Below are 26,576 nucleotides of genomic sequence, written 5' to 3' on the forward strand. Positions count from 1 at the left end.
ACAAAAATAATTTTATAATTTCCTAACAATAAGAAAAGCTGTGCCGGCTGGCACAGCTTTTCTTATGTTTTTACAATTCTTTTGCCAGAGAAGGTTTTTTCATGTCAACACTTTCAAATGCTGCACCAATCTTTTCTTCAGCTTGTGTGAATTTCTCATCGGCTGCTTCAAAAGCAGGTGCATCCTTCTTCAGTTCTTCTGCTTTCATATTATATGATTCTGCAAGATCTTTAAGAGCAGCGTCAAGGTCTGCTTTTTGATCCTTCAATTCTGCTGGGACTTCAAGGCCTTCAACTTTACTTGCAACTGCTGCTGCAGATTCACTTGCCGCCGTCTTATCTTCAGGTGTCGGTTCCTCTGCTCCTTCGTATGCATTCAAGTCAGCATCTGCCTCATTGATTGTATTTACAATGCTCATGTAGAATTTGTACATGGCGCTCTTAGGGTTTACCGCAGGCTGCTCAGCTTTTTCTGTTTCAGCTTTTTCAGTTTTTTCAGGTTCTGCTTTATCGTCCGCCGAACACGCAGTCAACCCAAGTGCAAAAGTAATTGCAGTAAGTAAAATCCAAATCTTTTTCATTCTTATACTCCCCTTTAATCTATATATGCTTGTTGTGAAAACCAAATTCCACACACAGCTTTTTCATTATAAAGGGATTATTTAAAATAAATCAAATTTTTTATCACCGTTTTATAAAAAAGTCCCTACTTTCTATAAAGCAACTATGTATTAACTTTTCAGCGCTTTACCATGGTAATAAATTCATTGGTTTCTGAACTAAACCGCCTTTCTATGCTGAACCCCATCTTTTCATATAATTTAATAGCTCTTTTGTTAAAGGCTGCTACTGTCAGCCTAAACATATGGATTTGCTCCCTGCCTTCCAATTCCTTCAGCACAAAAGTAAAGAATGTATACCCATAGCCATTTCCTGTGATTTCAGGTTTCATGCCTAACCCTATATCGATTGCCTGTCCTGGATACATTCCGGCTCCTCTACCTGCCGGAACTTGCGCAGAAGGACCTGTGCAATAAAAACCGATTAATGCATCTTCTCGATCCACGACAGCCCGGTAACCTCCATACATGAGTTCATTGATTGATTCATCACAGACCTCATTATTATACAAGTCATATGGTGAGTCATATTTCCAGTTCAGGATTGTCACAGCAAAGTCCCTAGTCATCTTTTTGCTCATGAGTTCCAACTCTACTCCCCCTTAATAAGTTTCTTCAACAAACTTATTAATTCAGGATGTAAGAAGGAATTCCTCCATTCAGAAAAAATTTTTGTTATTTTGTCATTCTTTTGTAATATGAGGTTTAATAGTTTTATATCTGGGAATATTATAAGTAATAAAACAATGACAGGAGCGATTACATAATGATTACTACATTTGTATTACTTGGTGGAGCTTTCGCAATCGCCGCTGGATTAAATTTCTTTGCAGTTAATGATGAAAATGCATTTATAGATGACGAAGCTATTAACTAAGAGACGCTGCAACAGCGTCTCTTTTTTCTGTGTCAATTTTGAAACTTTTATTGTATTTTTAAGCTGTCGCAGGAAATAATAGAATAAAAGAGAAATACTAAAGCATAAACTGCTAGCCTCATTTCAATGAAGGAGGTACGGATTCATGCAAACCCCAGATATTTTGCCAGGAAAACAGGTCGTCCTATGCAAGGTGAAAAAAGAAGATATAGAAAACTGGTGGAGTCTTATCCATAACGATGAACACCCGGAGTGGAAAAAATGGGATGCTCCTTATTATCCGTTAAGGCATATTGAATATGAAAAATTCAGGGAACAGATGAGCAACCTGATACAACAGGGCTATGATCGTAAATATCTAATAAAAGTCGATGATGAAATCATTGGCATGGTCACTTATTATTGGGAACATGAATCCTCTCAGTGGCTTGAATTCGGGATCGTCATCTATCTCCCTGAATTCTGGAATGGAGGATACGGTACTGATGCTCTAGAAGTCTGGATCCAGCATCTATTCGATACCTTCCCCATTCCCCGTATTGGCTTCACAACCTGGTCTGGAAACGCCAGGATGCTGACTGTCGGAAAAAAACTTGGAATGGTCGAGGAAGCAAGAATCAGAAAATGCAGGCTATATAACGGAAAATTCTACGATTCAATCAAGATGGGGTTATTGCGTGAAGAGTGGGAAGCCAGGCTTCAGTGATCATCACATATTCGTTTTATAGTAGTGACCTTATTTTGGGAATCTCATTTAAAATGGTCACCAATGACGCTTATTGGTGACCAAAATTTGCGATTTTCCATAAAGGTGGTCACCAATGATCAAGCAAGTGTTAAACTGAAAGAATTTCACAAGCTATAGGATTCTCGACATATAATACTCATCATAAAATTGACCTTCCATGAACATTGAATCCTTCTTCGTTCCTTCAATTTCAAATCCCATTTTCTTGTATAAGGCGACTGCTCCCTGATTCTTCGTGAGTACGGTTAGTTCCAGTCTGCGCAGCCCTATGATGCTCGCCCACTCCAGTAATTCAGTGAATAGACTTGACCCTACCCCTTTTCCTCGGTAAAGATCTTTTATTCCGATTACCAGATAAGCTGAATGCTTTGTTCTTGGCGCACTTCCGCCTTTTGCAATTAAATATCCGGTTAATTCACCATCAGTCTCAGCCAGGAAGATATTTGAGTTGGGCTCTGATGTAAGTACATGAATCATTTTCTTTTGGGCATCCGGGTTGAACTTCCTTTCACCTGGCCCAAAAAGCATAAAATCAGATGAATTTTCCACTTCTTGCATTAGTCTTGCAAACTTATCTGCGTCACGTTCCTCAGCTTGTCTGATTTCCATACAAACACCTCTATATAATAGTTTTAAAAAAGGCTGGTTTCGTATTGATTGTTACTATTGTTGTGAAAGCAACAAGGCTTACGAAAACAGCATTAATAAAAGAAAACAGAGGAAAATTCCTCTGTTTATGAAAATATGCTTTTGATGCTTTCGATTAGTTCCTTGAAGAAATTGGAGACCGATTCCAGAAACCCTTTATCGCCCACTGCTTCCTCGATTCTTTTCTGGATATCACCTGAAAGTGTTTCTAATTGGGTTTTTACATTGTCAAAGTTTATGTTCAAGTCCCGCATCTTATTGAACAGATCGATCAGCAGCTGCCTGTCTTCAGGGCTGAGCTGGATCTCAAGGGTCTTTAATTTTTCATCAATGATTTTTTCAATATCTTCTTTTGTTGCTGGATTTTGATCCGCTATTTCCTTCTTGATTTCAGTCAGGAGTTCACTGACTTTATCCTGGTCAAGGCCTTCTTTTTTAGCCAGCTTAGTTGCCAGGTTCAATTCCTGATTCGCTACTTCTGTGCGGTCCTTATTGAGTGAGGTTCCATCACCTTCATCATATGCCTTGTAAATTCCAACGAGTGCTGAGTGTCCAGTAACCTTTACCGGGGAAACTACGTCCACGACTGCATCTTCTATTCCTGCAGTCAGCAGGGCGTTGGCATACATTTCATCGGTTACTTCTGTGATATTTTCCGGAGTAACCTGGTTGATCACGAGTCCTTCTCCAGCATCTTTCCTGGTGATCTTCGCAGATGAGTACATGTTTGAATGTTCATCACCGTCAATATAGTTTACCAGGTCTTTCCCTGTTACAATGATTTCCTTAACTTTTGAGGGATCCTTTATGCCGAGCAGCTCCCTGACTTCTGCCTTTTGTTTTTCAGACAGAGCTTCACCGTATACAACAATCGGAAGACCATATTTTTCATTTATTGCATCCTCATCATCATCACTGGAAGCAAGTGCTGGAACAGCGATCATCCCAAGAGCAAAAATGAGCAGACTGAATAATGCTGCGACTTTAAAAAAATGTTTCGATTTCATCATATGTTTCTCCTTTTACACAATTAGTAAATAACAAACTAGTTTGCCTTCAGATTCTACCTTTCCGGCCACTTGCCTGTTTTGTACATATATATGTACGAAAATTATGTTATAAAAGTTTCACGCTAGTTTATTTTCAGCTCTTTCATAACGATGACGCTTCGTTTTGGATTATAGAGTATCATTTGTAAATTTCCATTTTATCCATGTACATGAGAGGTTCAATTTGGTTGTCTCCGCTCCCAAAACCATCTGAGTTTTGAGGAAAAGCAGGATACTCATCACTTCCATCCTTATTCATGGAGCGCCACCCTATGTAGTACTGATCAGGCGGGAAAAAGTCCGAAAAAATCGAATTCGGCATACTGGATTTGATTAACTGATTTTCTGTTAGGATGAATTCTATCCATTCATCGGGAAGTTTAGTAAAACCGTAACTAGACTTCTCGTCTATATCTACTTTCAATTCCATTTGCACCTTTGGAAAATAACGGTGCTTGCCATCAGAAATACTGAAGTTACCATCTTTCTTCAAGTAAAAGTTCAAGGAATCAAGTCGATTATCTGGATGGAAATTCCAGATAATATAGTAACTCCCCGGTTCTTTAGGATTTGTTTTCCATAGTTGAGGTGTCGCACCTGTGTCAATACGGACAAATTCCCAATTATGTTTTCTCCACTCCCAAAAACTCAGTCCGTACCCATCATCTTTAGTTACAAAAGGGGCCAATACATGTTCTGAATCAATGAAAATGATATCTTGGACCAACTCTATGTCTGCGTTGGGAAAATCCTTCATCATTTCTTTAATGGCCTGTTGTTTGCCCGGAAATTCGCCAGGGGGAGCAAAGTAGAACCAGTAGCCAGCAAAGATCAATATGAGGGTCGTGGCCGCACCTCCAAGGAGCAGTCTTCTTTTTTTATTTACCATCCTACTCTCCCTCCTTTAAAAAGGGTTTTTGCGAGCGAAAATAAAATTGTTCCTGTGCTGTTGAAATCAAGATCCCTCTTCCATCCTTTTCCACATAGATCACCGGGTGAATCCCGCTTCCCATTATCGGTTTTACACCGGACATTTGATAGGGGAATTTCTCGGGAGCCTGTGCTGGATGTTCAACGTTCTCAATTGATTCATAGTACCAGGTATCAATTGAGATTTGCTGTCTTTCCATATTTGGGATTTCAGATCGAAGCACCTCTGTGTCCAGCACTTTATTGGCTCCTGAAGGATGAGTTTTAAAGATATAAGCTTCACTTGTATCCGAAAGGTATGTAGACAGCTTACCATCAGGATAAATGCTGGATTGAACCAGAGGACTCAATAACGCTGCTACAAGGAACAAATAATTAGCCAGGAATCCTAACCAAGCATATTTCCGGTATCTTGCCCAGTCAGTTCCCCCGTTTCTTTTATGATAAAGAGCATACAAGATCCAGAGCCCAAGCGGAAGGACAGCAACTTTTAACTGCTGATCGAAATATGGCAAATTAATAGAAAACGAGAATAATCCTATTAAAATAACGGCTGCCGCTTTCCATATCTGCGGTTTGATTTCCTGTTTCCGATATATCCAGACCGCTGTAAATAAAATCAGTACCCAGGAGACAATATTCATAACAAAAATAGTGACGTTCATAAATACACCTCTAATCCCATTGCATCATTTCATCTGAAAGCTCTGACCAGGAAATATTTAGTCAAGGCCAGGTATTCTCTTACATATGACTTGAATACTGCTTGCACGGGGGTCTCAGCCGGCAGTCCTTTCAAGGCCAGCCCCTCTTTTTCAGCGATCATGCCAGCGCGGTAAATATGGAAATCGTTCGTTACAATCAGTCCTGATTCCGCGCCGTTCGGTATCAGTTTTTTCGAGAACCCAATGTTTTCATATGTATCTGTCGATTGATCCTCTAGGAGTATCCTTGATTCTTCAATCCCGTATTCAAGCAACTCTCGTTTAATCGCTTCTGCTTCAGAAATATCCTCACCAGGACCTTTGCCTCCGGAGGCTATGGCGATTGTGCCCGGATTTGCTTTTAAATAGTCTGCCGCACAGTCAATCCTGAATTGAAGTGCCAGTGATGGCGTTGTCCCTTTTACCCGCGCCCCCAGAATGATCAGGTAGTCTGCCTCTTGCGGTACTTCTCCATCGGCATGGCTAATGATCTGGTAATGGAGGAACCCACCGTATAAAAGCGAAATAATCACACCAGAAGTGACCCATCTTTTAAGAACCTTATGATCTTTAAGTTTATTTATCCTCATATCATTTACCTGTCTTTCGATTGATTACTTCCATATTACCATCCTATTAATTCGATTGTTCGAAATTCTGTAAAAATAATCCTGAAAATTTGTCTGTAATTCAATTGCCAACTGTACATTATTTTAAACTCCACATCAGATTCTGTTGCTTCTTCACTATCTTTGACGAAAGACAACTAGTTTTGTCAGGCATAAAGGAATCGTCTATTGTAACGGCGAAATTTTTTCATGGGAGGGATGGATATGAACACAAGTGCGGTAGCAAAGTTGCTTGGAGTGTCACCAAGTACGATCCAGCGATGGGTGAAACAGGCAAACCTTCAAATGGAACGAACCGAGTTGGGGCATTATCAATTTTCAGATGAGAGCATCGAAATCTTGAAGGATATCAAAGAACAGCTCAATAGCGGTGTCCTGCTTCAGGATTTGAAAATCAAAGGGAGACAGCAAAGGAGAGCGACCATTAAGAGCGGTACAAGTGAGGCTGGTCTGGGGACGCTGGTGAAGCGGATGGATGAATTTGAACACAAGCTTGAGAGAAAAGCCGATGAGGTGGTTGCCTATCAACTTCTCCAGCACAGAAGGGAAATAGATGAGCTTCAGAGTGAGATAGCCGGTCTCAAGAATTTTATCGCCAGCATGCAGGAAGCTGCCTCTGAAAGGGAAATGAAAACAGCAGAGGAACAGACAGAATTACCGACGCCAATTTCTACTCTAAGGAAATTTAAAAAGAAAAACTTCATTAGTTCATTTTTTGGATTTTAAGCCCCGCACACCAAGAATGTGTTTTTTTTTTGAATACAAAAAAAACAGACCCAAATAATTGAGTCTGTTCTGGATATCCTTAGTTAGAGCTTCTGTACGTTTGTTGCCTGCGGACCACGCTGGCCCTGTTCAACATCAAACGATACTTCTTGTCCTTCATCTAAAGATTTGTAACCTTCACCCTGGATTGCTGAGAAGTGTACGAACACATCTTCTCCACCTTCACGCTCAATGAATCCAAAGCCTTTTTCACTGTTAAACCATTTTACCTTACCACGTTCCACTATTGTTGCCTCCTAGCGATTAAAAAAATTGCAATTTAACCTTGCGTGATTATTATATCCATTTATGTTTATTTTAAACTATAAAATCAAATTTTTTTTGAGGAAGGACAATAAACTAACAACGGATTTCTATTCATTTTCAGCTGCTGATTTTCTTAAAAGTTTCTTCATCACAGATGACAAACATCTTTGCTCCATCTGGAATAGGTTCATTATGCTTTCTGGCAATATCGAGCGCATGGCCATCTGAGATAAGTGTCGCTCCTAAATCGAATAGCTCCATCGCAGCCTGCTTGTATGTATCCCAATGCGGTTTCTTTTTGACCTCATACAGATTTTCACCTTCCATGTTGCTGAGCAATTGTTTGAAAAGCTTGCTCGACCCAGGAAAGATTGCCGCCTGAGCCATCAGTTTGGAAACAGATTCATTCGATAAAATGAACTCATCAATATTTGCATGTTCAAACAGTGCAATATGCTTTTCCTTCATGATCTCGGCAATTGTGTAAATATTTTTTCCATACTGTTTTGATATATGCTCCACTCTTGAAGCAATAAGCAATGTTTTTCCATCGGCATATTCCGGCAGCTCGATTCGGTCATCTGTAAATACTGCCACTGACTTTGACTCCAGGATATTCGCCTGGACCAGCACCTCTTCCTCAGCAGGGTTGCCACTGACAAAATGCACCCGGTCATGCTTCACAGGAGACTCATTGCTATGGTCGACAATTACGATATCACAATTCTTATTGGAGTTCAGGATTTCTTCAACAACATTATTCAGCTTATCTTTGGATGAACCAATTAAAATATAATGGGCCTTTCCTTTGTATGCCAATTTCCCTTCCTCCTTCATTTTTTTATATAGTGCCAGGCTGTCAAAAATTTTGCCGATGATAATGCCCATTGCCCCGATACCAACTGTATAGAGCAGTACCATTGTGAAAATCCTTCCCAAGTCGCTGCTTGGCGAGTAATCACCGTAACCGACTGTGACGACGGTCGTCATCGTCCACCATACGGCATCTAGATATCTTGGGAAAGTTTCGGGTTCCAATGTTTTAATGATCAGACTGCTCAGTAGAATCACCGACATAACAATCAAAGTGATTTTCCACAGACTGATTTTCATCATCCTTGTGAATAATCGTTGTATAATCCACATATATGTACCTCCTATCCTAAACGGTCAATCCTGCCGGTAAAAAGTATGATAGGTTGTTTGTGATCTCACCGCCGGCTCTGTAACCAAAAGCCGATGGCTCCCCATAGATAAGAAAGCTCCCGGTCAATATATAACCGCTTCGTGTCCCGTTTTCCGAAAGGTACTTGGCAAAAGGCAATTTGATATACTGCTGAAAAATTGATGGTACTTGATCGTAATTCTTCTGTTGCTCTTCAAGGACCAATTCACCGTTACAATCGAAAATCTGGACGGTATCTCCTTCCCTGCCAAAAATCGGTTTTTTGACAAACGAGATTTCTTTTTCGAGGAAATGGTCTGCTTCCAAGTACGTCGGCAGAAAGTATTGTTCAATCCATTGGTGCTCTTCTTTGGTGAAGAAAGGATCTTTATTTTCATGCATCCCCCAAATTACCGCCTGAACTGCTTTGTTTTGCAATAAGAACGCGGATGGAGGGTTAATTACGGCCAGTTTCTTTGTTTTAATTAAATCCATCAGCCAGAGCCCGATTTTATTCCCTGACTGGTCTTCATCCAGGATCAGGCTCTCGATTGGGAAGGTTTGCCTGTACAGAATGTCGATTTTGCGTCCATCTTCATCAAAAAGGCCCTCTCCTGGCTGGATTCTCAATTTATCCAATGAAATAAACACTGAAGGCAATCCGTACAATTCTTGTAAATAAAGAACAGTATTCTTGTCCTCAATATTGTCTTCATGCGCTGTGAAAACCACGTAAGGTTCTACTTCTGCCATCCATTTGGCAGATTCCTGAATGGCTTTCCTTACAGCTGCGGCTAGCTGTTGTTCTTTCGATTCATTTGGATCTGAATAGCCAAAATCTTGTGCCACAAGCCCATTCACGTGGAACAATTCTTTGATGAAAGTGGGAGTATCAGCATTGATTTCAATGCATTTGTATGTATCATGTGTTTTTATGAGATCAAGTCTGGCAATGACACTCTCTGGAGCAAGAGTTTTTAGCTGGATAAACTCTAAGGTTTCCTCTGGAAATCCTAGCTCGCGTAAGGTATCTTTATCCACCTTTCTCAGCAGTTCACAGACTTTGAAAAACACTTTCCCAATCCTGGAAGTACAAAGCCTGATTTCATCCGCTTCCTTTTGGGGAACAGCGGCAATATCATATAAAGCGTACTCTTCCCCGTATAAATCAGGCCAGAAATTCCTGACCTCTCTATAGAAATTCTTTCTTCTGATTCGATGGTCTTCCATGGAATGCCTCCTATTCCATGTGATGTTCTTGCAGGTCCTTCACGTATAAAACATATACCCCTCGGTCTTCATCAATTTCCGTTGAAGTGACCTCCATTTGCCCGATTTCCGGGATATCCGTGACATCTTTCAAAAGATAGCGGATGACATCGAGATGGGTTTGGCAAGGAACAGTGGAGAGCAATTTGTAATTCTCACTTTCAAGGTGCATCCGGAATTCCACGTGGATGCCCAGACCCCTATAGTTTTTCTCGTCAATGACTGAGTTGTTCCTTCCCCGATCCTCAAGAACAAGGATTTCATCTTCCCCATTCATTTCATTGGAAACTAATTCATATTGACTTCCTTTGATCACGAAATAAGTGCATAATTGTCGGGCATAAAATTCATCGATGCCAACAGACGAAGACATATATTCATATAAGGGTTCGTAGCCGTCTTTTCCATCATGGATAAAATAAGTCAGTTTTTTCATGGCTGCTTTTCTTCCTTAATACGAAAGACTCTTGGCCACAATCCAGCCAACAGAGAGGGAAAGTGAAAAGAGAATGACGCCGACAGAACGATTGTCTTCCTCAATTGCATTTTGCAGGCTGTACCTGATCGTTACAACCTCTGCGACAAAAAATACCAGGATTTGAGTGAAGATCCCGATAGAACCCCAAATTGCCATATCAAGCAGGGATATCGAATATTCCGCTGCAGCCCCAAGGACAATGGCGAGTCCCAGCATTTTCCCGCCAAGCGAAAGAGCAGCAGTAACATTTCTCTTGCCAATCAGTTCGAATTCCTTGATTTTAGGAGTCGCCAGGACGAATAAACCTACCCCTGCTGTCAGCAAAAGCAATCCAAGTCCTAAATATGAGGCAAAATTCACATATAAATTCATTATTCATTCTCTCCCTTAACCGCCAGTCGTGCTTCTTGAACCGCTTCCGAATCCTGAGCTGCCCTTTGGCGTCCTGTTTTTATAGTTGCTGTCCAGCCTGGCTCCCTTAAATGACGAGCTGTTCTTATATTTCATATAATCATTGCTCTTATAAAGCATCGATCGATTTGCAAAGAACATTCCTGCAAAAAAGTAATGCCCAAAGTATGGTGACCTGTTATCGTCACATTCCCATACCCCATCCTCATCATCCCATTGCCAATCACTGCAATCCGTCCCTTCCGGCTCCGGAGGGATATCCTGATCCTGCGAGGCACTCCAATCCTGTCCATCGGCACCTCCAGATGTGCCATCATCCCAATCTCTGTCTGGAAGCGACTGTGGATTATTGCATGCTGTCGCCCCCATTAAAAGGGCTGCAGCTGAAATCCCAGCCATGACCTTCTTGGTCTTGTTCATATTTTTCACCTCTTTCGTTTCAACACATATTTACGGCAACCTAAGAAAAAAGTTTCAAAATTAAAATACATCTTTGATTCATTCTAACATTTCGGTGAAGAAGATTGCTGCTTTTAAGGGATTTTGAACAACACTCACCTCTACAATTCCGACGCGATCGGTCATCTTATAGAAGCTGAAACGCAAATCCCTTCTGCAATTAAGATTCCCCATTAAAGAACTCCTCAAAATTAAAATCCTTTATTTCTGACTTTCCCAGTGCAATTTTTGCTAAAATAACTTCAAATAGGCATAATCCTGCTAACGTAACAATTCCTGTAACCATCACGACATCTCCTTGAACTCTATTTGCTTATACCATAATTTATGGAACGCGTTTCAGGTCAAGAATATTTTTGCGAGGTTTTTAAAATGGCTAATATAAGAGAAATTGCCCGACTGGCTGGTGTCTCTGTTTCAACCGTATCCCGGGTGCTGAATAACCATCCATATGTAAGCTCGAAGAAACGGGAAGCAGTATTGCAAACGATGAAGAAGCTGGATTACAGTCCTAATATTAATGCTGTCCACTTGTCGCGCGGCAGGACGAATATGGTTGGAGTCGTGCTGCCAACCATCAACCATCCATATTTTTCGGAGCTGCTCGAAGGTATTGCCGAAGAAGCGATGCATCATAATATCCAGCTGGTTATATTCCAGACAGGCTATCATGAGGCAAAAGAGTTCGAAGCATTGGAACAATTAAGAGGCCAGCTTATTGATGGAGTCATTTTTGCATCACGCGCACTTTCATTTGACACATTGTTGAGCTATAAAGCTGCTGGGCCAATCGTGTTGTGTGAAGACTCTGATCAAAACGAATTTCCTTCAATATCGATAAAACATGTTGATGCCTTCAATCTCGGACTCGGCTATTTAATCTCAAAAGGTCATGAAAAAATTTCAATTTGCCTTGGAAGACTCGAGGGGACAAATAGCCGGAAACGTAAGGATGCATATGAGAAGAAGATGCAGATGATCGGCAGGGATGTGCGTTCAGAGTGGGTCATTGGGCAATGCTTAAAGATAGAAGATGGAAAAAAAGTGATTGATCAATATTTTAAAATGGAGGATAGGCCGACTGCTTTCATCGTTGGTAATGACCAGGTCGCAGCAGGAATGATGACCGCTGCAAAAATAAATGGTCTCGATGTCCCTGAAGATTTGGCCATTCTCAGCTTTGACAACCATCCAATTTCAGGAATCCTTCATATCACGACAATACACATACCCACTAAACAATTAGGTATTGCCGCCTTGCAAGCCTTGATCAGGCGATCAGCGGAGAAGGAATTTGCGAAAAAGATCACTCTTCCATTTAAATTAATTGAAAGAGGTTCCGTTTAAGAGAGGACATCTTTTTTGGACAAAAGAAAAACCTGCCTTTTAGGCAGGTAATTCATTAGGTTATTCTGCTCTTATGTTCGATCAGTTCAATGGTGTCATCTGACATATGATAATCATGGCAATCCCTCAATACCTTTTCAAGGGATTCAGGCACCCTTTCAAAATCATACGCGCAAATCGTTATCAGCTTGGTAGCCTGAAGCATCAGATCGGCTTCCCTTTCATATTCGCCAAGGTTCTGGAAGATCTCTTCCTGATCTCTCCATTCAACATGGGCCCAGGTCTGGATTGGGATGTTTTTTTCCAGGAAGGGTTCAATCATGTTTTCCAGGTAACTTAAAATTGTATCTTTATGGAAATTGCCTCGATAGCAATAAAAATCATAATTATTAAGTGTATGGATCATTTCTTGCTGCTTCTCATCAAACTCTTTTTTGATCCTATTCTGGATTTCAGGCATGAACCGGTCATTATCTATAATCATGACATGGTTGCCAAGTCCGATTGCTGCATTTACATAGACTAAAAGATTGCTAATATATTTTTGCTCATCCTTGAATGAGTAAAAGATGTGGGCACCAGACTGTTCAACAGCTGTAATCAGGTCCTGGATTTTATTTTGCATTGTTATCAGTCTCCTCCTGAATTCAAGGGAAACAAACAATGAATTCGCTTATTCAAGATATAACCTTAATTTTATCATACTTCCTTCCATTAATCGATTAAACTTATTTTTCATTTTAATGACAGTTCTGCATTCTACTCCAAGCTCCGGCTAATTAGTCTTTTAGTAAGAAACCCTCACCAAATAAAAGATTCAGTGAGGGCCGGATTCATTATTTTATGGCATTCGCAGCCAATTTGCCCGCTTTCCCGTTCAAAACCGATAAAGCCTTATGATATTCATCTTCTAATTGTCTGATAATCTCAGAAGCAGGCTGAATTTCATTGATTGCCCCAACACCCTGGCCAGCTGACCAGATGTCTTTCCACGCTTTTGCATTCGTCTCCCTCTGCATTGAATCAAAATTGACACTGTTCTTTTTCTTAAGTGTCTCAGGATCCAATCCAGCTTTTACGATGCTCGGCTTTAGCATATTAGCCTTTACACCTGAAAAAGCATCCGTGAGAATCAGGTCATCTTGTGTTGCGTCTACTACCATCTTCCTATATTCATCATTTGCCATGCTTTCCTCTGCCACAATGAATCTAGTACCCATATAGGCAAGATCCGCGCCTGCAGCCTGGGCAGCAAGGATCGATTTTCCGGTAGTAATCGAACCTGCAAGTACTATGATTCCATCCCAGAAGGTCCTGACAGAATCCACAAAAGCAAAGCCGTTCAATTCCCCTGCATGTCCCCCAGCTCCATTAGCAACCAAAATAAGGCCGTCTACTCCAGTTTCTGCGGCTTTCCTGGCAAATTTCACATCGCTCACATCAGAAAACACCAGTCCGCCATATTCATGGACAATTTCAACCACTTTTCTTGGGCTTCCAAGGGAGGTGATGACGAGCTGCGGCTTATGCTTTTTCAATAACTCCAGCTCTTCATCAAGACGGCTGTATGTACTGTGCACGACCATATTCATAGCCCACGGTGCGATTTTCCTTTCAGGTTCACGATTCCTCGCTTCTGCCAAATCCTCATTCAGCCTGCCCATCCACTCATCAAGCGCCTCAATCGGCCTGGCATTCGGTGCCGGGAAAGATCCAATCACTCCGTTTTTGCAGCATGCGCCCACCAGATCCGGGCCGGAAACAAGGAACATCGGCGCTGCTATTGCGGGTACTGTCAATTGATCCCACCAGCTTTCAGGAACCACTTTACTCATAGTATCATCCCTTCTATACATGTCAAAATTTTCTGAATATCTATATCATAATTTAATACACTGAATAATTCAACAAAGACCATCCAATATTATATTAAAAAAGAATCCGTCACTCTAATGTGAAGGATCCTTTCGATATTTTTTCAGAGTTGTTTTCATGTTGTTGCGAATTCGGGAAAAAAGTGAGTCATGCTCTTCTTCCGGATCTTTTAAATATCGGCGCCAAATGAACTGGCTTACCTCTTCTATTAATAGCAACAGTACAACTGGCAGAACCAAATACCAAACCCAGTTCCACATAATACAGGCTCCTTTCGAACGGATATATTATCCTATTCAACTCTTTACCTCAACATGTGCAAAAGCTAAACATTGGTATTGATAGCAATTTTGTATGCGATAAATTATCTTAATCTTTCCATGATATCTTCGCGGTGGATATAAATGATGGCCATGACGAGTATTATGGTGATCACGATTGTTGAAGTGGAGGTCTTCAGGAAATAAAAGCTGATCGGGATCAGTAGAAAAGAACCAAGGCCTGCAAATGTAAAGCTTTTCAAAAATGGATAGAGAAAGAGGAAGCCAGTGATGATGACCAGTGCACTTAATGGTTCAAAAGCGAGCATCCCGCCAATAAATGTGGAGATCCCCATCCCGCCTTTGAATTTCAAGGTAATGGGCTTAACATGACCCAGGATTGCAAATCCCAATCCACACAGGGTTAACTCTGATGAAAAACCAAAATAATGGCCTGCGATGATGACACTCGCTCCTTTAAGGGCATCGCCAAGAAATGTCAGGATGAACGAAATCTTTCCATTTACCCGGCCGGCATTTCGTGCCCCTACATTTCCGCTGCCCTCCGCTCTTATATCCTTATTCCCTAGCAGCTTCACTACCAGGAACCCTGCCATCAAGCTGCCAAGCAAGTATGAACATAAGAAAAAAATAATTATAGCCATATAGACACAACCTGTCTTCAATTATTTATAAAGCATATTCGGTAAAAAATCAGAAATTCCTTCAAATGACAAAAAGGAGCCTTTGACTGGCTCCTTTCTAGGATCTCGGGACAGAAGCAACAGTGCTCCTGAAATATTGCTTTCTCATATAATAATAAAATACCAAAAATACAGCACCGCTGACTAAACGCAAGCCGGCTGCAAGATTCATAGCTGTATTGATGGAACTCATTTGTAGTAAGAACACACCCACTTGCGGAGCGATAAAACCGATTATAGCCAAATTGATATTATATTGCGCAATGAAGCTGCTGCGGTTTTCCTCCAAGGTCACTTCGAGCAGCTGATTGAATAATAAAAGCACCGTTCCTGAGACAAACAAGCCTGAAGTGAAATTCACAAATGTTAAATAATACATATTCGTCGAAAGGATCGTTAAAAATGGTGCCGTCGCCATCCCTATAGCCGTAATTGCCAGCATTTTTGCATTGCTGTGCTTATCAGACATCATTCCCCACCATTTGAAGCTGATGATTTGTCCTACCTGGTTTGCCACGGTAATGATGCTGATCCAAAACCCGGTCATATGGGCAATTTTAATATTATAAATATTGAACAACGGCCAGGCCAGCTGCCAGGCAAAGTTAAAGAATAAGCCGCAGATCAGAAAATAGATGAATGGTTTATGTTTATAGGCATCCCAGCCGAATTTGACCCGTTTCAGTACTTTGTTCGATTGTTTTTTTTGTTCTATATGTTTATTCAAATAAAAGACTTCTACTATGCCAAAAAGGAATGCCAGAATGAACAGGATCTGATATGGCAATGGATTGGCTTTATCAAACCACTGAAGTCCTATACCAATCACCAATGTGGTGAACATGCCAGCGATTGTCAGTATTCTGTTCCTTTCACTGAAAAAACCGCTCCTCCTGCTATCAGAAATAAGGTCTCCAATGAACGATTGCCAGCTTAGCATCGCGAATGAGCCTGGAAGATTCATAAGACCGATCAAAATAACAAACGTCCATGCCCTGTACTCCTGAGGCAGGTAAATGACTAGGAACATCGAAAGCAAAAAGAAGCGGGTAAATAAAATCGACAGCCCTGTGAACCTCTTCTTTTCCTGAAGTCTGCTCATGATGACAGTCCCAAGGATCATTGCGAACATGCCCACTATTTGCGGCAGGGAACTGATTAAACCTACTTGGTAATTCGTCGCACCAAGGACACCGATTGCGAAAAGGGCAAAATAATTGTTGCTCATGCTCATGACGATCGTCGAAGCAACACCATTGAAGATACTATTCTTTTCATTCTGCAGTGCCTGTTCAGCTGGACTTTGCATATGCATTCTTCCTTCTTCAAATGATTCAAATTATTTTGTATATCGAAATATCCACCTAATTTTACTCTTTCTGTTTTTTACTGGCAATAAGAAATTCACACATTAATTAAACAAAGATTATTCTGTTAATTTCTATATTTAGACATAAAAAAAAGGAGCACTGAGCTCCTTTCCCATTAGAGGTTTTTTAGGATCAAATTCAATCTGTTGTTACGTTCATTTCTTTCGTCTTCGTTCGCAAGGTCGTACTTTTTAAGCAGATGAAAAACTTCATTCAGGATATCCTGAGTATGTTCTTCCATCAGAAAATTGCTAAATGAACCTTGTATATCCTGGGGCAGATATTCCTGTTGTGATTCAAACTTTTTTTGGACATCTTCCTTGCTGTGATCAATCTTGCATTCTCCCACAGAAATCCCTCCTTATTATGTATACCGTTAGCATAACAGACACCCGCTCATATCTTCAATTTACATCCTTTACGTTTCCATGACTAAATATCGACTGATTAGCTTTCTGGCAAGTTATGGACTGTTTTCGCCGTAACAAATCCAATGTTTTAAGATCAACACTCTACATAATTACGTCAAAGTGGCAGTTTGCACAATCACGGAGCAACCAATTCTACTTTTATACGATCAGGATCTTCGAAGAATACCGCATAATGACCATTCCCTCCTGCAAAAGGATGCCGGTCTTGGTACAGAATAGGGATATTTTTTTCCTTTAGTTTCTCAGTGAACCTATCAACTTGTTCCCTTGACATTGCATGGAATGCAAGATGGTTCAGTCCGACCCTCGAACGATGATATCCTGCCTCTATATACTTTTTATCCGTCTGTACGAAAACAAGATAAGTCGACTGATATTTCCAGCTGATGCCCATATCCCATTTTTGGTGAACCTCATATCCTAATTCTTTCAAAAACCAATTCCAGAATTTAATTGTCCTTTTTAGGTCAGTTACATTGATTTCAACATGATGCAGCAACTAATCCCTCCTCCCTTTCCCTTAATCCAGTGAATCGGAAACCTTATTTTTGGAAACAATATCATAAAATCTTAAAGGAAGTCATGTTATGAATCTGATTGGGACCGTGTCTGTATATCTCATTCTCGGCTATTTTCTCGTAGACTGGAAACGTTGGCGGGATTTTTATCCTACGATCCAATTCTATATAATATGCAATTTAATGTATAACTTTATTTTCTTCAACCATACCTTATGGGCTTATAAACCCAGGACCCCTTGGTTGAATCACACTTATATCGATCTGGTTTTCAGCTTGATCATCATCCCAATCATCATCATGATCTATCTTGACCATATCCCCGCAATTTTCCCCAGAAAAATCCTATATGGTGCAGGTTGGGTTATATTATTCACTAGCATCGAGTATTTTTTTCAAAAAAAGGACTTGTTTATATATCAAAATGGCTGGGGAATCATTACTTCAGCAATCTTCAATATGATTATGTTCACTGTACTGGGTGTACACTATAAACGTCCATTGGCAGGGCTGTTGCTTGCAATCCCGATTATCATCATTTTGCTTTATTTCCACCATCCATCATTTCAGGATTTAAAATAAATGAGTAGTCCCTTAGTTCCTCAAAACCTTAAGCTTTGCTTCCTGTACACCTTTGTTTATATAATAACTAAAAGGAAATGATTAAGACATTCAGGGAGAATTTATGATACGTACAATTTCTGTAAGTCATTCGGGCCAGATCCAGACTGGACAAACTATAGAAACTTTAATTTCAGGAAGAGATAAATGGTTTTGGATTGATTTCAATCAACCGACTGATGAAGAAATCGAATTTCTAAAGGAGCCGCTCGGGTTCCATCCATTATCAATTGAAGATTGCATCCATACTCTGCAAAGACCTAAGCTGGATTATTATGATGATTATCATTTTTTTGTTTTTCAGGCATTGAATTCTGAATCCATGCAGAAAGAAGAAGTTGACCTGTTCCTGGGTTCCAACTATATTATTACTTTCCATAGTGACAATACACGTGAGGTGGAGGATGTCTGGAAAAGATTTGAGCTTTCCAAAACACCTGAAGAGTGGAATCCCTCGATTGTCCTTTATCATGTTTTGGATAAAATAGTCGATAATTATTTCCCGCATGTCTATCGTATTGAGGATTTATTGAACGAAATAGACGAAAATTCAGCGGACCGCTCAATGGAAGAATTGCTTGAAGACCTTTTCGACACAAGACATGAACTCCTTTCACTCCGCCATACCATCACACCAATGAGGGATTTGGCATACAGGATGATTAACTCACACCGTCTTTCTGGTGTTCTTGAACAAAAAGAATATTTTGCGGACATCCATGACCATTTATTAAGATTGGCTGAAAAGGTTGAAGCAAGCCGTGAGTTGACAACGGATATCCGTGATAGCTATCTATCGATGAATGCACACGAAACGAACCGGGTGATGAAGGTACTTACTGTAATCACCACCATTTTCATGCCTCTGACTTTCATTGCCGGTATTTACGGAATGAATTTTGAGAATATGCCTGAACTATCCTGGGAATTTGGCTATTTTGGAGCTCTGTTAGCTATGTTCATCATCGGACTGGCCATGTTTCTCTGGTTCAGAAAGAAGGGCTGGTTTAAGTAAGGTGCTTATTCAAGTCAAAAACCATTTAAGCCGATTCTTAAATGGTTTTTCTTTTTGCTATTCTTCATCTTCATGGAAGTGGATAAAATCCTCCACGAGACATTTACTGCTGACAATGAGGCCGGACAGGAAACACGCAATTGTGGTCTCATAGGTTAGAAAATGAAAAGACAAAAGAGTAAGGACAACGGTCAGCAACAGCCAAAGATATTTTTCCAGATGGTCAGCCATTAACCTCCTCCGCCTTCCAATAAATCTGGCTGATGGCTTCCGCTAATGCTTCGACAGTGTTTTTTAGTTCTTTCATATTATTATCGACACCGCCGACCTCCACTACCAAAGAATTGGCACTCAAATCCTGATTATAAATCCCATCGACACCAATTCCCTTTTTTGGGAGAACTCCCTTGCTTATCCCTGGATATTGCTTATTCAAAATTTTATGAAGCTCATTGGCGAACTTGAGGTTTTTTTGGAAATTCTTGTTTTCCTCCCCAATGACAAAAACAATTCTAGCATATGGTTGATTATTTATCATTGCTGTGGTTGAATCCTTCCTGACTGAGTCTCTGTGCAGATCGATGAAATACTCTAATTTATCATTGCCCGCCATCGCGTTTTGGACAAGTGAACGTGAAATCTCATAAGACTTATAACTCAGCCAGCCCTTTTTATCCAACTCCTGCCCAATATTGGTCTTATCCACGCTAGCCCCAACACCGCGTTTTTCCAACTCCTGTCCAAGCAGTTCACCTACAATCGTTATATTGGTCTTTCCATCAACAGCTTCATTTTCATTCTTCGCCCCCTCCAAGCCTAGCAAAGGCAAGTAGGATTCCCAACTATGAGTATGATAAATGAAAACAGATTTCTCAGATGGCGAGTCACCAGAAGACACTTTACCGCTATTGAGTTCCTTCAGCTCATTCGCCGCTATATTTCTTTCCTGTAAAAGCACATCTATAGGCGGAGCTGATTCGATCGGGATATCTGTAAAATCCACACCTTCTTCCGCGATAAGGAAATTCGAATCAAAGGCACTGAATCCCGGAATCTCACTCCTGATCAGACTCCTGATATCATTCATTTCAACATTTGTAAGCAATCGAAATCCTGTTGAAAAAATCGGGTAGTCAGTATTTGCACCTGTTAAAGCATGTCCGATCAGCGGATTCTCATAACCGATTATCCGCAGGAACACCTCCGCTCCAATATCACCGTTCACTTTAAACTTAAAAAAGCTGATATTCGATGTAGATAGAAGACCTGCAATCAGGAACAAAACCGTTGTACTGATCACAATGAAAACAACCATCATGATTTTTCTGTATATGTTTAAAAACAAACCGGTCATCCAATCACCTTTTCCATGTGATACAAGATCTTTTATTCCATGAATATGAAAAAAACAAGAATTTAGACTAAAAAACGCCTGGACATATGGCCAGACGCTGTTTTTTATGTGTATAGAAATCATATAAATCATTAGAAAGCGAATTAAGAACTTCCCTATCACATTAAAAATATTTTTTTTTCCAGAAGATGAAGGCAGTGATTCCTGCCAAGAGCACAGCCATGCTGATGGCCAGAATGAACGCATAATGATTATGCTGGAAAGGCAGGTCCACATTCATCCCATAAAAGCTTGCAACCATGGTCGGGAATGACAGGATGATGGTGATCGATGTCAAAAACTTCATCACCATATTAAGATTATTGGAAATGATAGAAGCAAAAGCATCCATCATTCCGCTCAAGATCGAGCTGTAAGTCTCAGCCATTTCAATCGCCTGAGTATTTTCAATGATGACATCCTCGAGTAAATCCTTGTCTTCTTCGTACATTTTCAAATAATTAAAGCGCATGATTTTAGCGAGCACTACTTTGTTGGATTTTAAAGAAGTAGTGAAGTATACCAGACTTTTCTCAAGAGCAAGGAAGGCGTACAATTCCTTGTTTTTCATGGACTGGTGCAGCTCACGCTCTATTTCATTCGTCTTTTTGTTAATTTGTTTCAGGTAACGCAAATAATAAATTGAAATAACGTAAAGGATTTGCAGAGCAAACCTCGTTTTTTTGAAAGTATAGAACTCCTTTATCCTGTTATTGCGGAATTCCTCCAGGACCGGAGTTTCTTTTAATGAAACCGTAATGATGCAGCTCGATGTCTGGATAATCCCTACTGGAATCGTTTCATAGATGGGAAATCCCGATTCATCGTGGGTGATATATGGATAGTCGACAATAATATAAACGTTGCCATCTTCCTTATCAATACGAGGGCGTTCTTCATCATCAAGGGCGTCCCTGATAAAATCAACCGCTATACCCGTTTCACCGGCTACTCTGGCAATTTCATCCTCTGAAGGATGCACCATATTGATCCAGCAGCCTTTGGATATTTCTTCAATATGTGCTAATTGTCTGGCTTCATTGCTTTTGAAGATTTCTAACATTCTTCGCCACCTCCTCGAGTTTAAATGAGGAAGTCAATTACCGTTTATCAGAGTTGATAGTCTTCCAGCTTTCAATTGTATCAAATCTACTAGATTATCGACTTCCCCGGGCCTTTCGGGATCAGGTTCTATTGAATAACCCAAAGATACCAACTCCTCTCTTTTTTCACCTCTTACATCTTACTCCTGACTGAGTTAAAGTACAATGATATTTTCAATGAACTACTATAAAAAATCGCTTTGTTCATTTATGAGCTTAACCTGAGGCTCTTCTATCAAACATTGTTGCTTTTGGCTGAAAAAATTGGATTGAATTTTTCATCACAACATTAAAGTTATTGATGAGTAAAGATCCTGCACACTTACTTCCGAACTACAAAACGGCTTTTTATACCGTTATAATCTGCTTTAGGATTTTAAATGCGAAAACAGCCTAACCCAAAAATGTGCCGGCAGGGGGACAATTCGACTCGAAAAGGGAAGCCGATTCAATGATAAATCGCAGGTATGGTAATTGATGTTTGTTTTTTCAAGGTAATTTGCAAGGCTTTATCAGCTGTGATGGACGCGAAAAATACATCCTTCAGCTCATGTACCGCCTCCTGGGCTAATTGGTCCTTCAGCCATTTTTCGTTCAAACCAAGCTGTTCGAGCACCTTTTCATATAACTTTCCATCAACAATCAACGGCAGAGCCAGATCATCTCTGTCTGCTTCGATATCCATATCCTCCAAAGTGACTGCTGATTTGGCTGCTTTCTTCATCACCGTTAAGTTTCCACTCGCTTCAAGAACTCCTATCCTTACATCCTCAATATTGAATACATCTTTTTCCCGAAGCATTAACAGGATATTATCGATGGAGTACTGTGTTTTAAGCAGATTTTCTACAATTAACTTTCCTTCATAAATCACTGTGATCGGTTCAAATGTAAGCAAACGTCCCAATCTCCTGTTTTTTAATTTCAGATAGGCTACCAGCTTCTGAAGTATTGCGATTAAAATGATTGCCACTGCCGTATGTATATGAGGAATTTTCGGGTCCGCAATATCAGCGCCAACCACAGCACCGAGGGACAACAGAATCAGAAAGTCAAAAATCGGCAATTCTCCAATCGAACGCCTTCCCATGAACAAAGTCGCGAATAACATCAAAGGAAGTATGGTAACCACCCTGCCCAGCAAAATTAGCATTTCTTCTATCATTTTCATACCTTCACTCCTTGCTGAAACCTTCTTTCTATAGTTTTCTTATCACAAACACTTTTTATGAATGTTTCCTCTGTAAAAATACAGTGAAATAATCCCTGCCATCATTAGTAGCCTCAAGTTCGGACAGGTTTAGAGAGGAAAAGCGAAAAGCTGTCCGAAGTAGCCTCAAGTTCCGACAGGTTTAGGGGGAAGAAGGGGAAAAGCTGTCCGAAGTAGCATCAAGTTCGGACAGGTTTAGGGGTAAAAGGAGAAAAGCTGTCCGAAGTAGCCCCAAGTTCGGACAGGTTCAGGGGTAAAAGGAGAAAACCTGTCCGAAGTAGCCTCAATTTCAGACAGGTTTAGGGGTAAATGGATAAAACCTGTCCGAAGTAGTCTCAAGTTCGGACAGGTTTGGAGAGAAAAGGAGAAAAGCTATCCGAGGTAGTCTCAAGTACGGACAGGTTTAGGGGTAAAAGGAGAAAACCTGTCCGAAGTAGCCCCAAGTTCNGACAGGTTTAGGGGTAAAAGGAGAAAACCTGTCCGAAGTAGCCCCAAGTTCGGACAGGTTTAAGGTAAAAAAGGAAAAAAGCTATCCCAAGTAGCCTCAAGTTCGGACAGGTTTAGGGGTAAAAGGAGAAAACCTGTCCGAAGCCTAAAAATCAGATTGTGACTGGATTTTACAAGTATTTTCATTTTTTTGTCATACTAACAATACACGGCAAAACGGCTCCAGCTTTTCCGTTCCTGAAAAAAATTATATAATGAAAGATAAATTAGGTTGCCGGCCTAATTTTTATTTTTACAGGATTCAAGGAAAAGTAACAAAAGCTGCCCAGGAAACGTCTTTATTTTGACAGGTTTTTAAGATCAGAAGCCGAGTCGTCGAGAATACATCGTTATTTTGACAGCTTTTCTTGATCAGAAGTCTAAGATGTCAATATTACATCGTTTTTTTGACAGCTTTTCAGGTACAGAAGTAAAAGCTGTCAAAGATCCACCTGATTTCATAAAGTTTCATTTTAAAAAGGAGAAATTATATGCAATTGTTGCACCGTTTATGGGAGGCTATTGTCCGATTCTGGAAAAGACGCCACCTCACACAAATTTTGTTATTGATCTTATTGGTTTTTATATTGCTTTCAATACTTTGGTTTGCTTTTATTGCCAGCAGGGCCAATGTCCAGACTTTAAAGGATGGCTTAAGCCAGGCAACCACTATCTATGACCAAAATGGAGAGGAAGCCAGCAAGCTTGCGACTAACCGGACTGGCGGGGTGCCGATTGAGGATATGCCAGAGTATGTGCCTAATGCGGTCGTCTCCATTGAAGATGAGCGTTTCTACGAACATAATGGCTTTGATGTCAAGGGCATCGCACGTGCGTTCTTCGGAAACCTGTTTGCAGGACAGATTACCGGAGGCGGGAGTACGTTGACTCAGCAGCTTACGAAGAATGCCTTGCTTTCTTCTGAACGGACTTACAAGCGTAAAGTGGAAGAACTTTTTCTCGCCGTAAAACTTGAAAAGGTATACGAAAAAGATGAAATTATCGAAATGTACCTGAACCAGGTTTATTTCGGCAGTGGCGCATTTGGGATCAATAATGCCAGCAAGAAATACTTTGCCAAGGATATTCAGGATGTGACGATCAGCGAAGCTGCTCTGCTCGCGGGCTTGCTTAAGGCTCCATCTGCTCTTGATCCATATAATAATTATGAGGCTTCCATCAAGCGCCGAAATGTCGTTCTTGCAAAGATGAACGAATTAGGAAAAATTTCCGATTCGGAGTACAAGGAAGCAAAGGCTGAGCAGATACAATTAAAAGACGGCGGCGGTTCACTTGCAGATCGTAAATATCCTTCCTATGTAGATGCTGTATTGGATGAAGCTACGAGCAAATACGGTCTCACACAGGATGAAATCATGACAAGAGGCTATCGAATTTACACAGAACTTGACCAGAATATTCAATCGGGTCTGGAGAAGGTGTACAGTCAAAACTACCATTTCCCCGATCGGGCAAGTGATGTATTGGTACAAAGCGGATCGGTGCTGTTGGACCCTAAAAGCGGAGGAGTCCGGGCGCTGGTCGGCGGTCGAGGCGATAAGGTTTTCCGCGGCTTCAACCGGGCAACGCATTTAAGGGCCCAGCCAGGCTCGACCATGAAACCGCTGGCTGTTTACACACCTGCATTAGAAGAAGGCTATGAATATGATTCTATGCTGGTCGACAAAAAGATGAGCTTTAAAAATTACAATCCAAAAAACTTCTCAGATACCTACAAGGGAGAAGTGCCAATGTATGAGGCAGTAGAAAATTCTATCAACCTCCCTGCTGTCTGGCTTTTAAATGAAATTGGATTGAACAAAGGAATTGATGCAGTCAAGAGGTTCGGCATCAAAGTCGAGAAAAAAGACCAGAATTTGGCGCTAGCTCTCGGCGGTATGTACAATGGAGTATCTCCGCTTAAGATGGCTGAAGCTTACTCTGCATTCCCTAACGGCGGAAAAAGGCAAGATGGTCACCTGATTACGAAGATAGTCGGGCCGACTGGCAAAGTAATAGCCGAGCATGATGGCTCCACGACACGTGTAACCTCTAAGTCAGTGGCCAATAAAATGACCTCCATGTTATTGAATGTTGTGGAATCAGGTACCGGAAAGGGAACCTATATTGAGGGAGTCGATCTAGCCGGCAAAACTGGTTCCACGCAGCTCCCTTATGCCGATATCAACGGTACAAAGGACCAATGGTTTGTTGGATATACACCGAATATCGTCGGGGCTGTCTGGCTTGGATATGATCAAACAGATCGAAATCATTATTTATCCAGCAGCAGTTCGAAGGATGTGGTTCCGTTATTCCGGGCCATCATGGAGGAAACTCTGCCACATGTCGAAAAGGAAGAATTCACAGTCAAATCAATCAACGAAAGTCAGTCCGGGAACATTGATTATGATAAAACCGGAAAAGCAATCAAGGATAAAGCGGACAAATTAGAAGAAGAATTAAAAAACCGTGCTGGCAAAGTTGAAGATAAATTAAAAGAGGAAGCACCGAAGTGGAAAAAGGTTTTTGAACAAATGCAGGAAGATGCCGGTAAAGTCGGCGATAAAGTCATCGATAAATTACGTGAATGGAAAGGTCAGTAAATAATAAGAGAGCGGCTTTGATGAGCTGCTCTCATTTTTCATTCTGTACCTTAAAGCTTTAAAAAGTCTTGGAATAAATACAAGTATCCCGCAGATCACCCTCAACAGAAATTGAATCATTTTTCAATATACCATCCAGGGAGAATCCTAATCTTTCGGGTATTGCCCTGCTCTTACGGTTCAATGAGTCACATCTGATTTCAACCCTGCGACCTTTAAGTTCCTTTACAGCAAAGTCTGTGATCCCCTTCACCGCTTCTGTCATATAACCTTTCCCACTATAACGAGTGTCGATCCAATAACCGATTTCGAATTTGGGGACGTCCCAGTTAATCCTATGTAAACCAGATGAGGCCACAAATTCCCCAGTATCCTTCTTGAATACCAGCAGCCTGAGATCTGTGCGATTTAAAAAATTCAGGTGGCCTTGCCTGATCACCACTTCTGTTTCTTCAACTGTTTGTTCCTTTTGGGCAAATGGCATCCAGGGTTTAAGTTCTTTTAAAGAAGCGTTGATTGATTCACATGTAACCGCACCATCTCCGGGAAGCGGCATCCTGATCAAAAGTCTGTCTGTTTCAAATTCTCCTGGAAACTCCAATAAAATAGGATTCACCAT

The 26,576-nt window shown here is 40.7% G+C and carries 32 protein-coding genes; 6 read left to right on the forward strand and 26 right to left on the reverse strand.

What is annotated here, in order from left to right; translation table 11 throughout:
- Positions 1 to 70: 70 nt before the first annotated feature.
- Together ACNAZ4_RS18025 and ACNAZ4_RS18030 are read right to left on the reverse strand one after the other, a co-directional pair.
- Positions 71 to 580, reverse strand: a complete 510-nt coding sequence (locus ACNAZ4_RS18025) for a hypothetical protein (RefSeq protein WP_415816659.1) — start codon at positions 578 to 580, stop codon at positions 71 to 73.
- A 158-nt stretch (positions 581 to 738) separates the two neighbouring features.
- Positions 739 to 1,200 carry a GNAT family N-acetyltransferase gene (locus ACNAZ4_RS18030; RefSeq protein ID WP_415816797.1) on the reverse strand — a complete coding sequence of 154 codons (462 nt, stop codon included), beginning with the start codon at positions 1,198 to 1,200 and terminating at the stop codon, positions 739 to 741.
- A 441-nt stretch (positions 1,201 to 1,641) separates the two neighbouring features.
- Between ACNAZ4_RS18030 and ACNAZ4_RS18035 the strand changes: the two genes are divergently transcribed.
- The gene (locus ACNAZ4_RS18035) at positions 1,642 to 2,202 is read left to right on the forward strand and encodes a GNAT family N-acetyltransferase (RefSeq protein WP_415816661.1); all 561 of its coding nucleotides are present in this window, start codon (positions 1,642 to 1,644) and stop codon (positions 2,200 to 2,202) included.
- 153 nt (positions 2,203 to 2,355) lie between these two features.
- Here ACNAZ4_RS18035 and ACNAZ4_RS18040 read toward each other — a convergent pair whose 3' ends face one another.
- The 5 genes from ACNAZ4_RS18040 to ACNAZ4_RS18060 all read right to left on the reverse strand — a co-directional run bounded on the left by ACNAZ4_RS18040 (position 2,356) and on the right by ACNAZ4_RS18060 (position 6,165).
- Positions 2,356 to 2,853 (reverse strand): GNAT family N-acetyltransferase, encoded by a 498-nt coding sequence (locus ACNAZ4_RS18040; protein WP_415816663.1) that lies wholly within the window; start codon positions 2,851 to 2,853, stop codon positions 2,356 to 2,358.
- A 125-nt stretch (positions 2,854 to 2,978) separates the two neighbouring features.
- Positions 2,979 to 3,899: a DUF1002 domain-containing protein gene (locus ACNAZ4_RS18045; RefSeq protein ID WP_415816799.1), complete on the reverse strand. Its 921-nt coding sequence runs from the start codon at positions 3,897 to 3,899 to the stop codon at positions 2,979 to 2,981.
- Positions 3,900 to 4,080: 181 nt separating this feature from the next.
- On the reverse strand, positions 4,081 to 4,830 hold the full coding sequence (locus tag ACNAZ4_RS18050; RefSeq protein ID WP_415816665.1) for a hypothetical protein: 750 nt from the start codon (positions 4,828 to 4,830) through the stop codon (positions 4,081 to 4,083).
- Position 4,831: 1 nt separating this feature from the next.
- Positions 4,832 to 5,536 carry a hypothetical protein gene (locus tag ACNAZ4_RS18055; protein ID WP_415816667.1) on the reverse strand — a complete coding sequence of 235 codons (705 nt, stop codon included), beginning with the start codon at positions 5,534 to 5,536 and terminating at the stop codon, positions 4,832 to 4,834.
- A 29-nt stretch (positions 5,537 to 5,565) separates the two neighbouring features.
- Positions 5,566 to 6,165 (reverse strand): YdcF family protein, encoded by a 600-nt coding sequence (locus ACNAZ4_RS18060; protein ID WP_415816669.1) that lies wholly within the window; start codon positions 6,163 to 6,165, stop codon positions 5,566 to 5,568.
- Positions 6,166 to 6,408: 243 nt separating this feature from the next.
- Between ACNAZ4_RS18060 and ACNAZ4_RS18065 the strand changes: the two genes are divergently transcribed.
- The gene (locus ACNAZ4_RS18065; protein ID WP_415816671.1) at positions 6,409 to 6,930 is read left to right on the forward strand and encodes a MerR family transcriptional regulator; all 522 of its coding nucleotides are present in this window, start codon (positions 6,409 to 6,411) and stop codon (positions 6,928 to 6,930) included.
- Positions 6,931 to 7,013: 83 nt separating this feature from the next.
- Here ACNAZ4_RS18065 and ACNAZ4_RS18070 read toward each other — a convergent pair whose 3' ends face one another.
- The 8 genes from ACNAZ4_RS18070 to ACNAZ4_RS18105 all read right to left on the reverse strand — a co-directional run bounded on the left by ACNAZ4_RS18070 (position 7,014) and on the right by ACNAZ4_RS18105 (position 11,304).
- Positions 7,014 to 7,214 (reverse strand): cold-shock protein, encoded by a 201-nt coding sequence (locus ACNAZ4_RS18070; protein WP_079509214.1) that lies wholly within the window; start codon positions 7,212 to 7,214, stop codon positions 7,014 to 7,016.
- 139 nt (positions 7,215 to 7,353) lie between these two features.
- Complete coding sequence (locus ACNAZ4_RS18075) at positions 7,354 to 8,382, reverse strand: ion channel (RefSeq protein WP_415816673.1); 1,029 nt, start codon at positions 8,380 to 8,382, stop codon at positions 7,354 to 7,356.
- Positions 8,383 to 8,398: 16 nt separating this feature from the next.
- On the reverse strand, positions 8,399 to 9,631 hold the full coding sequence (locus ACNAZ4_RS18080) for a glutathionylspermidine synthase family protein (RefSeq protein WP_415816675.1): 1,233 nt from the start codon (positions 9,629 to 9,631) through the stop codon (positions 8,399 to 8,401).
- A gap of 10 nt (positions 9,632 to 9,641) precedes the next feature.
- Complete coding sequence (locus tag ACNAZ4_RS18085) at positions 9,642 to 10,106, reverse strand: RNA helicase (protein ID WP_415816677.1); 465 nt, start codon at positions 10,104 to 10,106, stop codon at positions 9,642 to 9,644.
- 15 nt (positions 10,107 to 10,121) lie between these two features.
- Entirely contained in the window at positions 10,122 to 10,520 is a 399-nt protein-coding gene (locus ACNAZ4_RS18090) for a DUF350 domain-containing protein (protein WP_415816679.1), read from the reverse strand.
- Positions 10,521 to 10,535: 15 nt separating this feature from the next.
- Positions 10,536 to 10,979 carry an aminotransferase yhxA gene (locus ACNAZ4_RS18095; RefSeq protein ID WP_415816681.1) on the reverse strand — a complete coding sequence of 148 codons (444 nt, stop codon included), beginning with the start codon at positions 10,977 to 10,979 and terminating at the stop codon, positions 10,536 to 10,538.
- 78 nt (positions 10,980 to 11,057) lie between these two features.
- On the reverse strand, positions 11,058 to 11,192 hold the full coding sequence (locus tag ACNAZ4_RS18100; RefSeq protein WP_415816683.1) for a hypothetical protein: 135 nt from the start codon (positions 11,190 to 11,192) through the stop codon (positions 11,058 to 11,060).
- Entirely contained in the window at positions 11,179 to 11,304 is a 126-nt protein-coding gene (locus ACNAZ4_RS18105) for a hypothetical protein (protein ID WP_415816685.1), read from the reverse strand. Before ACNAZ4_RS18105 ends, ACNAZ4_RS18100 begins: the two co-directional genes overlap by 14 nt.
- An 86-nt stretch (positions 11,305 to 11,390) precedes the next feature.
- Here ACNAZ4_RS18105 and ACNAZ4_RS18110 point away from each other — a divergent pair, with 86 nt between their 5' ends.
- Positions 11,391 to 12,365, forward strand: coding sequence for a LacI family DNA-binding transcriptional regulator (locus ACNAZ4_RS18110; RefSeq protein WP_415816687.1), 975 nt, complete (start codon positions 11,391 to 11,393; stop codon positions 12,363 to 12,365).
- 55 nt (positions 12,366 to 12,420) lie between these two features.
- Here ACNAZ4_RS18110 and ACNAZ4_RS18115 read toward each other — a convergent pair whose 3' ends face one another.
- From ACNAZ4_RS18115 to ACNAZ4_RS18140, 6 genes are all read right to left on the reverse strand, one after another.
- Positions 12,421 to 12,990, reverse strand: coding sequence for an MEDS domain-containing protein (locus ACNAZ4_RS18115; RefSeq protein WP_415816689.1), 570 nt, complete (start codon positions 12,988 to 12,990; stop codon positions 12,421 to 12,423).
- 211 nt (positions 12,991 to 13,201) lie between these two features.
- Complete coding sequence (locus ACNAZ4_RS18120; protein WP_415816691.1) at positions 13,202 to 14,200, reverse strand: NAD(P)H-dependent flavin oxidoreductase; 999 nt, start codon at positions 14,198 to 14,200, stop codon at positions 13,202 to 13,204.
- 404 nt (positions 14,201 to 14,604) lie between these two features.
- Positions 14,605 to 15,165, reverse strand: a complete 561-nt coding sequence (locus ACNAZ4_RS18125; RefSeq protein ID WP_415816693.1) for a glycerol-3-phosphate acyltransferase — start codon at positions 15,163 to 15,165, stop codon at positions 14,605 to 14,607.
- 97 nt (positions 15,166 to 15,262) lie between these two features.
- A complete protein-coding gene (locus ACNAZ4_RS18130; RefSeq protein ID WP_415816695.1) occupies positions 15,263 to 16,513 on the reverse strand; it encodes an MFS transporter in 1,251 nt (416 codons plus the stop codon).
- Between the two features lie 176 nt (positions 16,514 to 16,689).
- The gene (locus tag ACNAZ4_RS18135) at positions 16,690 to 16,923 is read right to left on the reverse strand and encodes a hypothetical protein (protein ID WP_415816697.1); all 234 of its coding nucleotides are present in this window, start codon (positions 16,921 to 16,923) and stop codon (positions 16,690 to 16,692) included.
- A 197-nt stretch (positions 16,924 to 17,120) separates the two neighbouring features.
- Positions 17,121 to 17,504: a VOC family protein gene (locus ACNAZ4_RS18140; RefSeq protein WP_415816699.1), complete on the reverse strand. Its 384-nt coding sequence runs from the start codon at positions 17,502 to 17,504 to the stop codon at positions 17,121 to 17,123.
- Between the two features lie 88 nt (positions 17,505 to 17,592).
- Here ACNAZ4_RS18140 and ACNAZ4_RS18145 point away from each other — a divergent pair, with 88 nt between their 5' ends.
- Both ACNAZ4_RS18145 and corA read left to right on the forward strand, forming a co-directional pair.
- Positions 17,593 to 18,105, forward strand: a complete 513-nt coding sequence (locus ACNAZ4_RS18145; RefSeq protein ID WP_415816701.1) for a CBO0543 family protein — start codon at positions 17,593 to 17,595, stop codon at positions 18,103 to 18,105.
- A gap of 103 nt (positions 18,106 to 18,208) precedes the next feature.
- On the forward strand, positions 18,209 to 19,159 hold the full coding sequence (gene corA / locus ACNAZ4_RS18150; RefSeq protein ID WP_415816703.1) for a magnesium/cobalt transporter CorA: 951 nt from the start codon (positions 18,209 to 18,211) through the stop codon (positions 19,157 to 19,159).
- Between the two features lie 57 nt (positions 19,160 to 19,216).
- Here the strand turns inward: corA and ACNAZ4_RS18155 are convergent, their stop codons facing one another.
- The 4 genes from ACNAZ4_RS18155 to ACNAZ4_RS18170 form a co-directional block, all read right to left on the reverse strand.
- On the reverse strand, positions 19,217 to 19,390 hold the full coding sequence (locus ACNAZ4_RS18155) for a hypothetical protein (protein WP_415816705.1): 174 nt from the start codon (positions 19,388 to 19,390) through the stop codon (positions 19,217 to 19,219).
- Positions 19,383 to 20,504, reverse strand: coding sequence for a stage II sporulation protein P (gene spoIIP / locus ACNAZ4_RS18160; RefSeq protein ID WP_415816707.1), 1,122 nt, complete (start codon positions 20,502 to 20,504; stop codon positions 19,383 to 19,385). The genes ACNAZ4_RS18155 and spoIIP overlap by 8 nt, the downstream gene beginning before the upstream one ends.
- 172 nt (positions 20,505 to 20,676) lie before the next feature.
- Entirely contained in the window at positions 20,677 to 21,615 is a 939-nt protein-coding gene (locus ACNAZ4_RS18165; protein WP_415816709.1) for a magnesium transporter CorA family protein, read from the reverse strand.
- A 488-nt stretch (positions 21,616 to 22,103) separates the two neighbouring features.
- The gene (locus tag ACNAZ4_RS18170; protein WP_415816711.1) at positions 22,104 to 22,826 is read right to left on the reverse strand and encodes a DUF421 domain-containing protein; all 723 of its coding nucleotides are present in this window, start codon (positions 22,824 to 22,826) and stop codon (positions 22,104 to 22,106) included.
- A gap of 1,016 nt (positions 22,827 to 23,842) precedes the next feature.
- Here ACNAZ4_RS18170 and ACNAZ4_RS18175 point away from each other — a divergent pair.
- On the forward strand, positions 23,843 to 25,957 hold the full coding sequence (locus tag ACNAZ4_RS18175) for a transglycosylase domain-containing protein (RefSeq protein WP_415816713.1): 2,115 nt from the start codon (positions 23,843 to 23,845) through the stop codon (positions 25,955 to 25,957).
- A 58-nt stretch (positions 25,958 to 26,015) separates the two neighbouring features.
- On the opposite strand, the gene ACNAZ4_RS18180 is transcribed toward ACNAZ4_RS18175, so the two are convergent.
- Complete coding sequence (locus ACNAZ4_RS18180; protein WP_415816801.1) at positions 26,016 to 26,573, reverse strand: GNAT family N-acetyltransferase; 558 nt, start codon at positions 26,571 to 26,573, stop codon at positions 26,016 to 26,018.
- Positions 26,574 to 26,576 lie beyond the last annotated feature (3 nt).

Origin of the sequence: Mesobacillus thioparans (genome assembly GCF_965138835.1) — a bacterium.
GTDB lineage: Bacteria > Bacillota > Bacilli > Bacillales > Cytobacillaceae > Mesobacillus > Mesobacillus thioparans.

What these genes read in the sequence shown, in the direction of transcription:
- ACNAZ4_RS18050 (WP_415816665.1), bottom strand. Translation starts at nt 4,830, where the DNA reads ATGGTAAATAAAAAAAGAAGACTGCTCCTTGGAGGTGCGGCCACGACC.
- ACNAZ4_RS18120 (WP_415816691.1), bottom strand. Translation starts at nt 14,200, where the DNA reads ATGAGTAAAGTGGTTCCTGAAAGCTGGTGGGATCAATTGACAGTACCC.
- ACNAZ4_RS18030 (WP_415816797.1), bottom strand. Translation starts at nt 1,200, where the DNA reads ATGAGCAAAAAGATGACTAGGGACTTTGCTGTGACAATCCTGAACTGG.
- ACNAZ4_RS18125 (WP_415816693.1), bottom strand. Translation starts at nt 15,165, where the DNA reads ATGGCTATAATTATTTTTTTCTTATGTTCATACTTGCTTGGCAGCTTG.
- ACNAZ4_RS18155 (WP_415816705.1), bottom strand. Translation starts at nt 19,390, where the DNA reads ATGGCTGACCATCTGGAAAAATATCTTTGGCTGTTGCTGACCGTTGTC.
- ACNAZ4_RS18100 (WP_415816683.1), bottom strand. Translation starts at nt 11,192, where the DNA reads ATGGGGAATCTTAATTGCAGAAGGGATTTGCGTTTCAGCTTCTATAAG.
- ACNAZ4_RS18040 (WP_415816663.1), bottom strand. Translation starts at nt 2,853, where the DNA reads ATGGAAATCAGACAAGCTGAGGAACGTGACGCAGATAAGTTTGCAAGA.
- ACNAZ4_RS18060 (WP_415816669.1), bottom strand. Translation starts at nt 6,165, where the DNA reads ATGAGGATAAATAAACTTAAAGATCATAAGGTTCTTAAAAGATGGGTC.
- ACNAZ4_RS18095 (WP_415816681.1), bottom strand. Translation starts at nt 10,979, where the DNA reads ATGAACAAGACCAAGAAGGTCATGGCTGGGATTTCAGCTGCAGCCCTT.
- ACNAZ4_RS18115 (WP_415816689.1), bottom strand. Translation starts at nt 12,990, where the DNA reads ATGCAAAATAAAATCCAGGACCTGATTACAGCTGTTGAACAGTCTGGT.
- ACNAZ4_RS18045 (WP_415816799.1), bottom strand. Translation starts at nt 3,899, where the DNA reads ATGAAATCGAAACATTTTTTTAAAGTCGCAGCATTATTCAGTCTGCTC.
- ACNAZ4_RS18130 (WP_415816695.1), bottom strand. Translation starts at nt 16,513, where the DNA reads ATGCAAAGTCCAGCTGAACAGGCACTGCAGAATGAAAAGAATAGTATC.
- ACNAZ4_RS18175 (WP_415816713.1), top strand. Translation starts at nt 23,843, where the DNA reads ATGCAATTGTTGCACCGTTTATGGGAGGCTATTGTCCGATTCTGGAAA.
- ACNAZ4_RS18085 (WP_415816677.1), bottom strand. Translation starts at nt 10,106, where the DNA reads ATGAAAAAACTGACTTATTTTATCCATGATGGAAAAGACGGCTACGAA.
- corA (WP_415816703.1), top strand. Translation starts at nt 18,209, where the DNA reads ATGATACGTACAATTTCTGTAAGTCATTCGGGCCAGATCCAGACTGGA.
- ACNAZ4_RS18065 (WP_415816671.1), top strand. Translation starts at nt 6,409, where the DNA reads ATGAACACAAGTGCGGTAGCAAAGTTGCTTGGAGTGTCACCAAGTACG.
- ACNAZ4_RS18055 (WP_415816667.1), bottom strand. Translation starts at nt 5,536, where the DNA reads ATGAACGTCACTATTTTTGTTATGAATATTGTCTCCTGGGTACTGATT.
- ACNAZ4_RS18110 (WP_415816687.1), top strand. Translation starts at nt 11,391, where the DNA reads ATGGCTAATATAAGAGAAATTGCCCGACTGGCTGGTGTCTCTGTTTCA.
- ACNAZ4_RS18080 (WP_415816675.1), bottom strand. Translation starts at nt 9,631, where the DNA reads ATGGAAGACCATCGAATCAGAAGAAAGAATTTCTATAGAGAGGTCAGG.
- ACNAZ4_RS18075 (WP_415816673.1), bottom strand. Translation starts at nt 8,382, where the DNA reads ATGTGGATTATACAACGATTATTCACAAGGATGATGAAAATCAGTCTG.
- ACNAZ4_RS18105 (WP_415816685.1), bottom strand. Translation starts at nt 11,304, where the DNA reads ATGGTTACAGGAATTGTTACGTTAGCAGGATTATGCCTATTTGAAGTT.
- ACNAZ4_RS18170 (WP_415816711.1), bottom strand. Translation starts at nt 22,826, where the DNA reads ATGAAAATGATAGAAGAAATGCTAATTTTGCTGGGCAGGGTGGTTACC.
- ACNAZ4_RS18035 (WP_415816661.1), top strand. Translation starts at nt 1,642, where the DNA reads ATGCAAACCCCAGATATTTTGCCAGGAAAACAGGTCGTCCTATGCAAG.
- ACNAZ4_RS18025 (WP_415816659.1), bottom strand. Translation starts at nt 580, where the DNA reads ATGAAAAAGATTTGGATTTTACTTACTGCAATTACTTTTGCACTTGGG.
- ACNAZ4_RS18165 (WP_415816709.1), bottom strand. Translation starts at nt 21,615, where the DNA reads ATGTTAGAAATCTTCAAAAGCAATGAAGCCAGACAATTAGCACATATT.
- ACNAZ4_RS18090 (WP_415816679.1), bottom strand. Translation starts at nt 10,520, where the DNA reads ATGAATTTATATGTGAATTTTGCCTCATATTTAGGACTTGGATTGCTT.
- ACNAZ4_RS18145 (WP_415816701.1), top strand. Translation starts at nt 17,593, where the DNA reads ATGAATCTGATTGGGACCGTGTCTGTATATCTCATTCTCGGCTATTTT.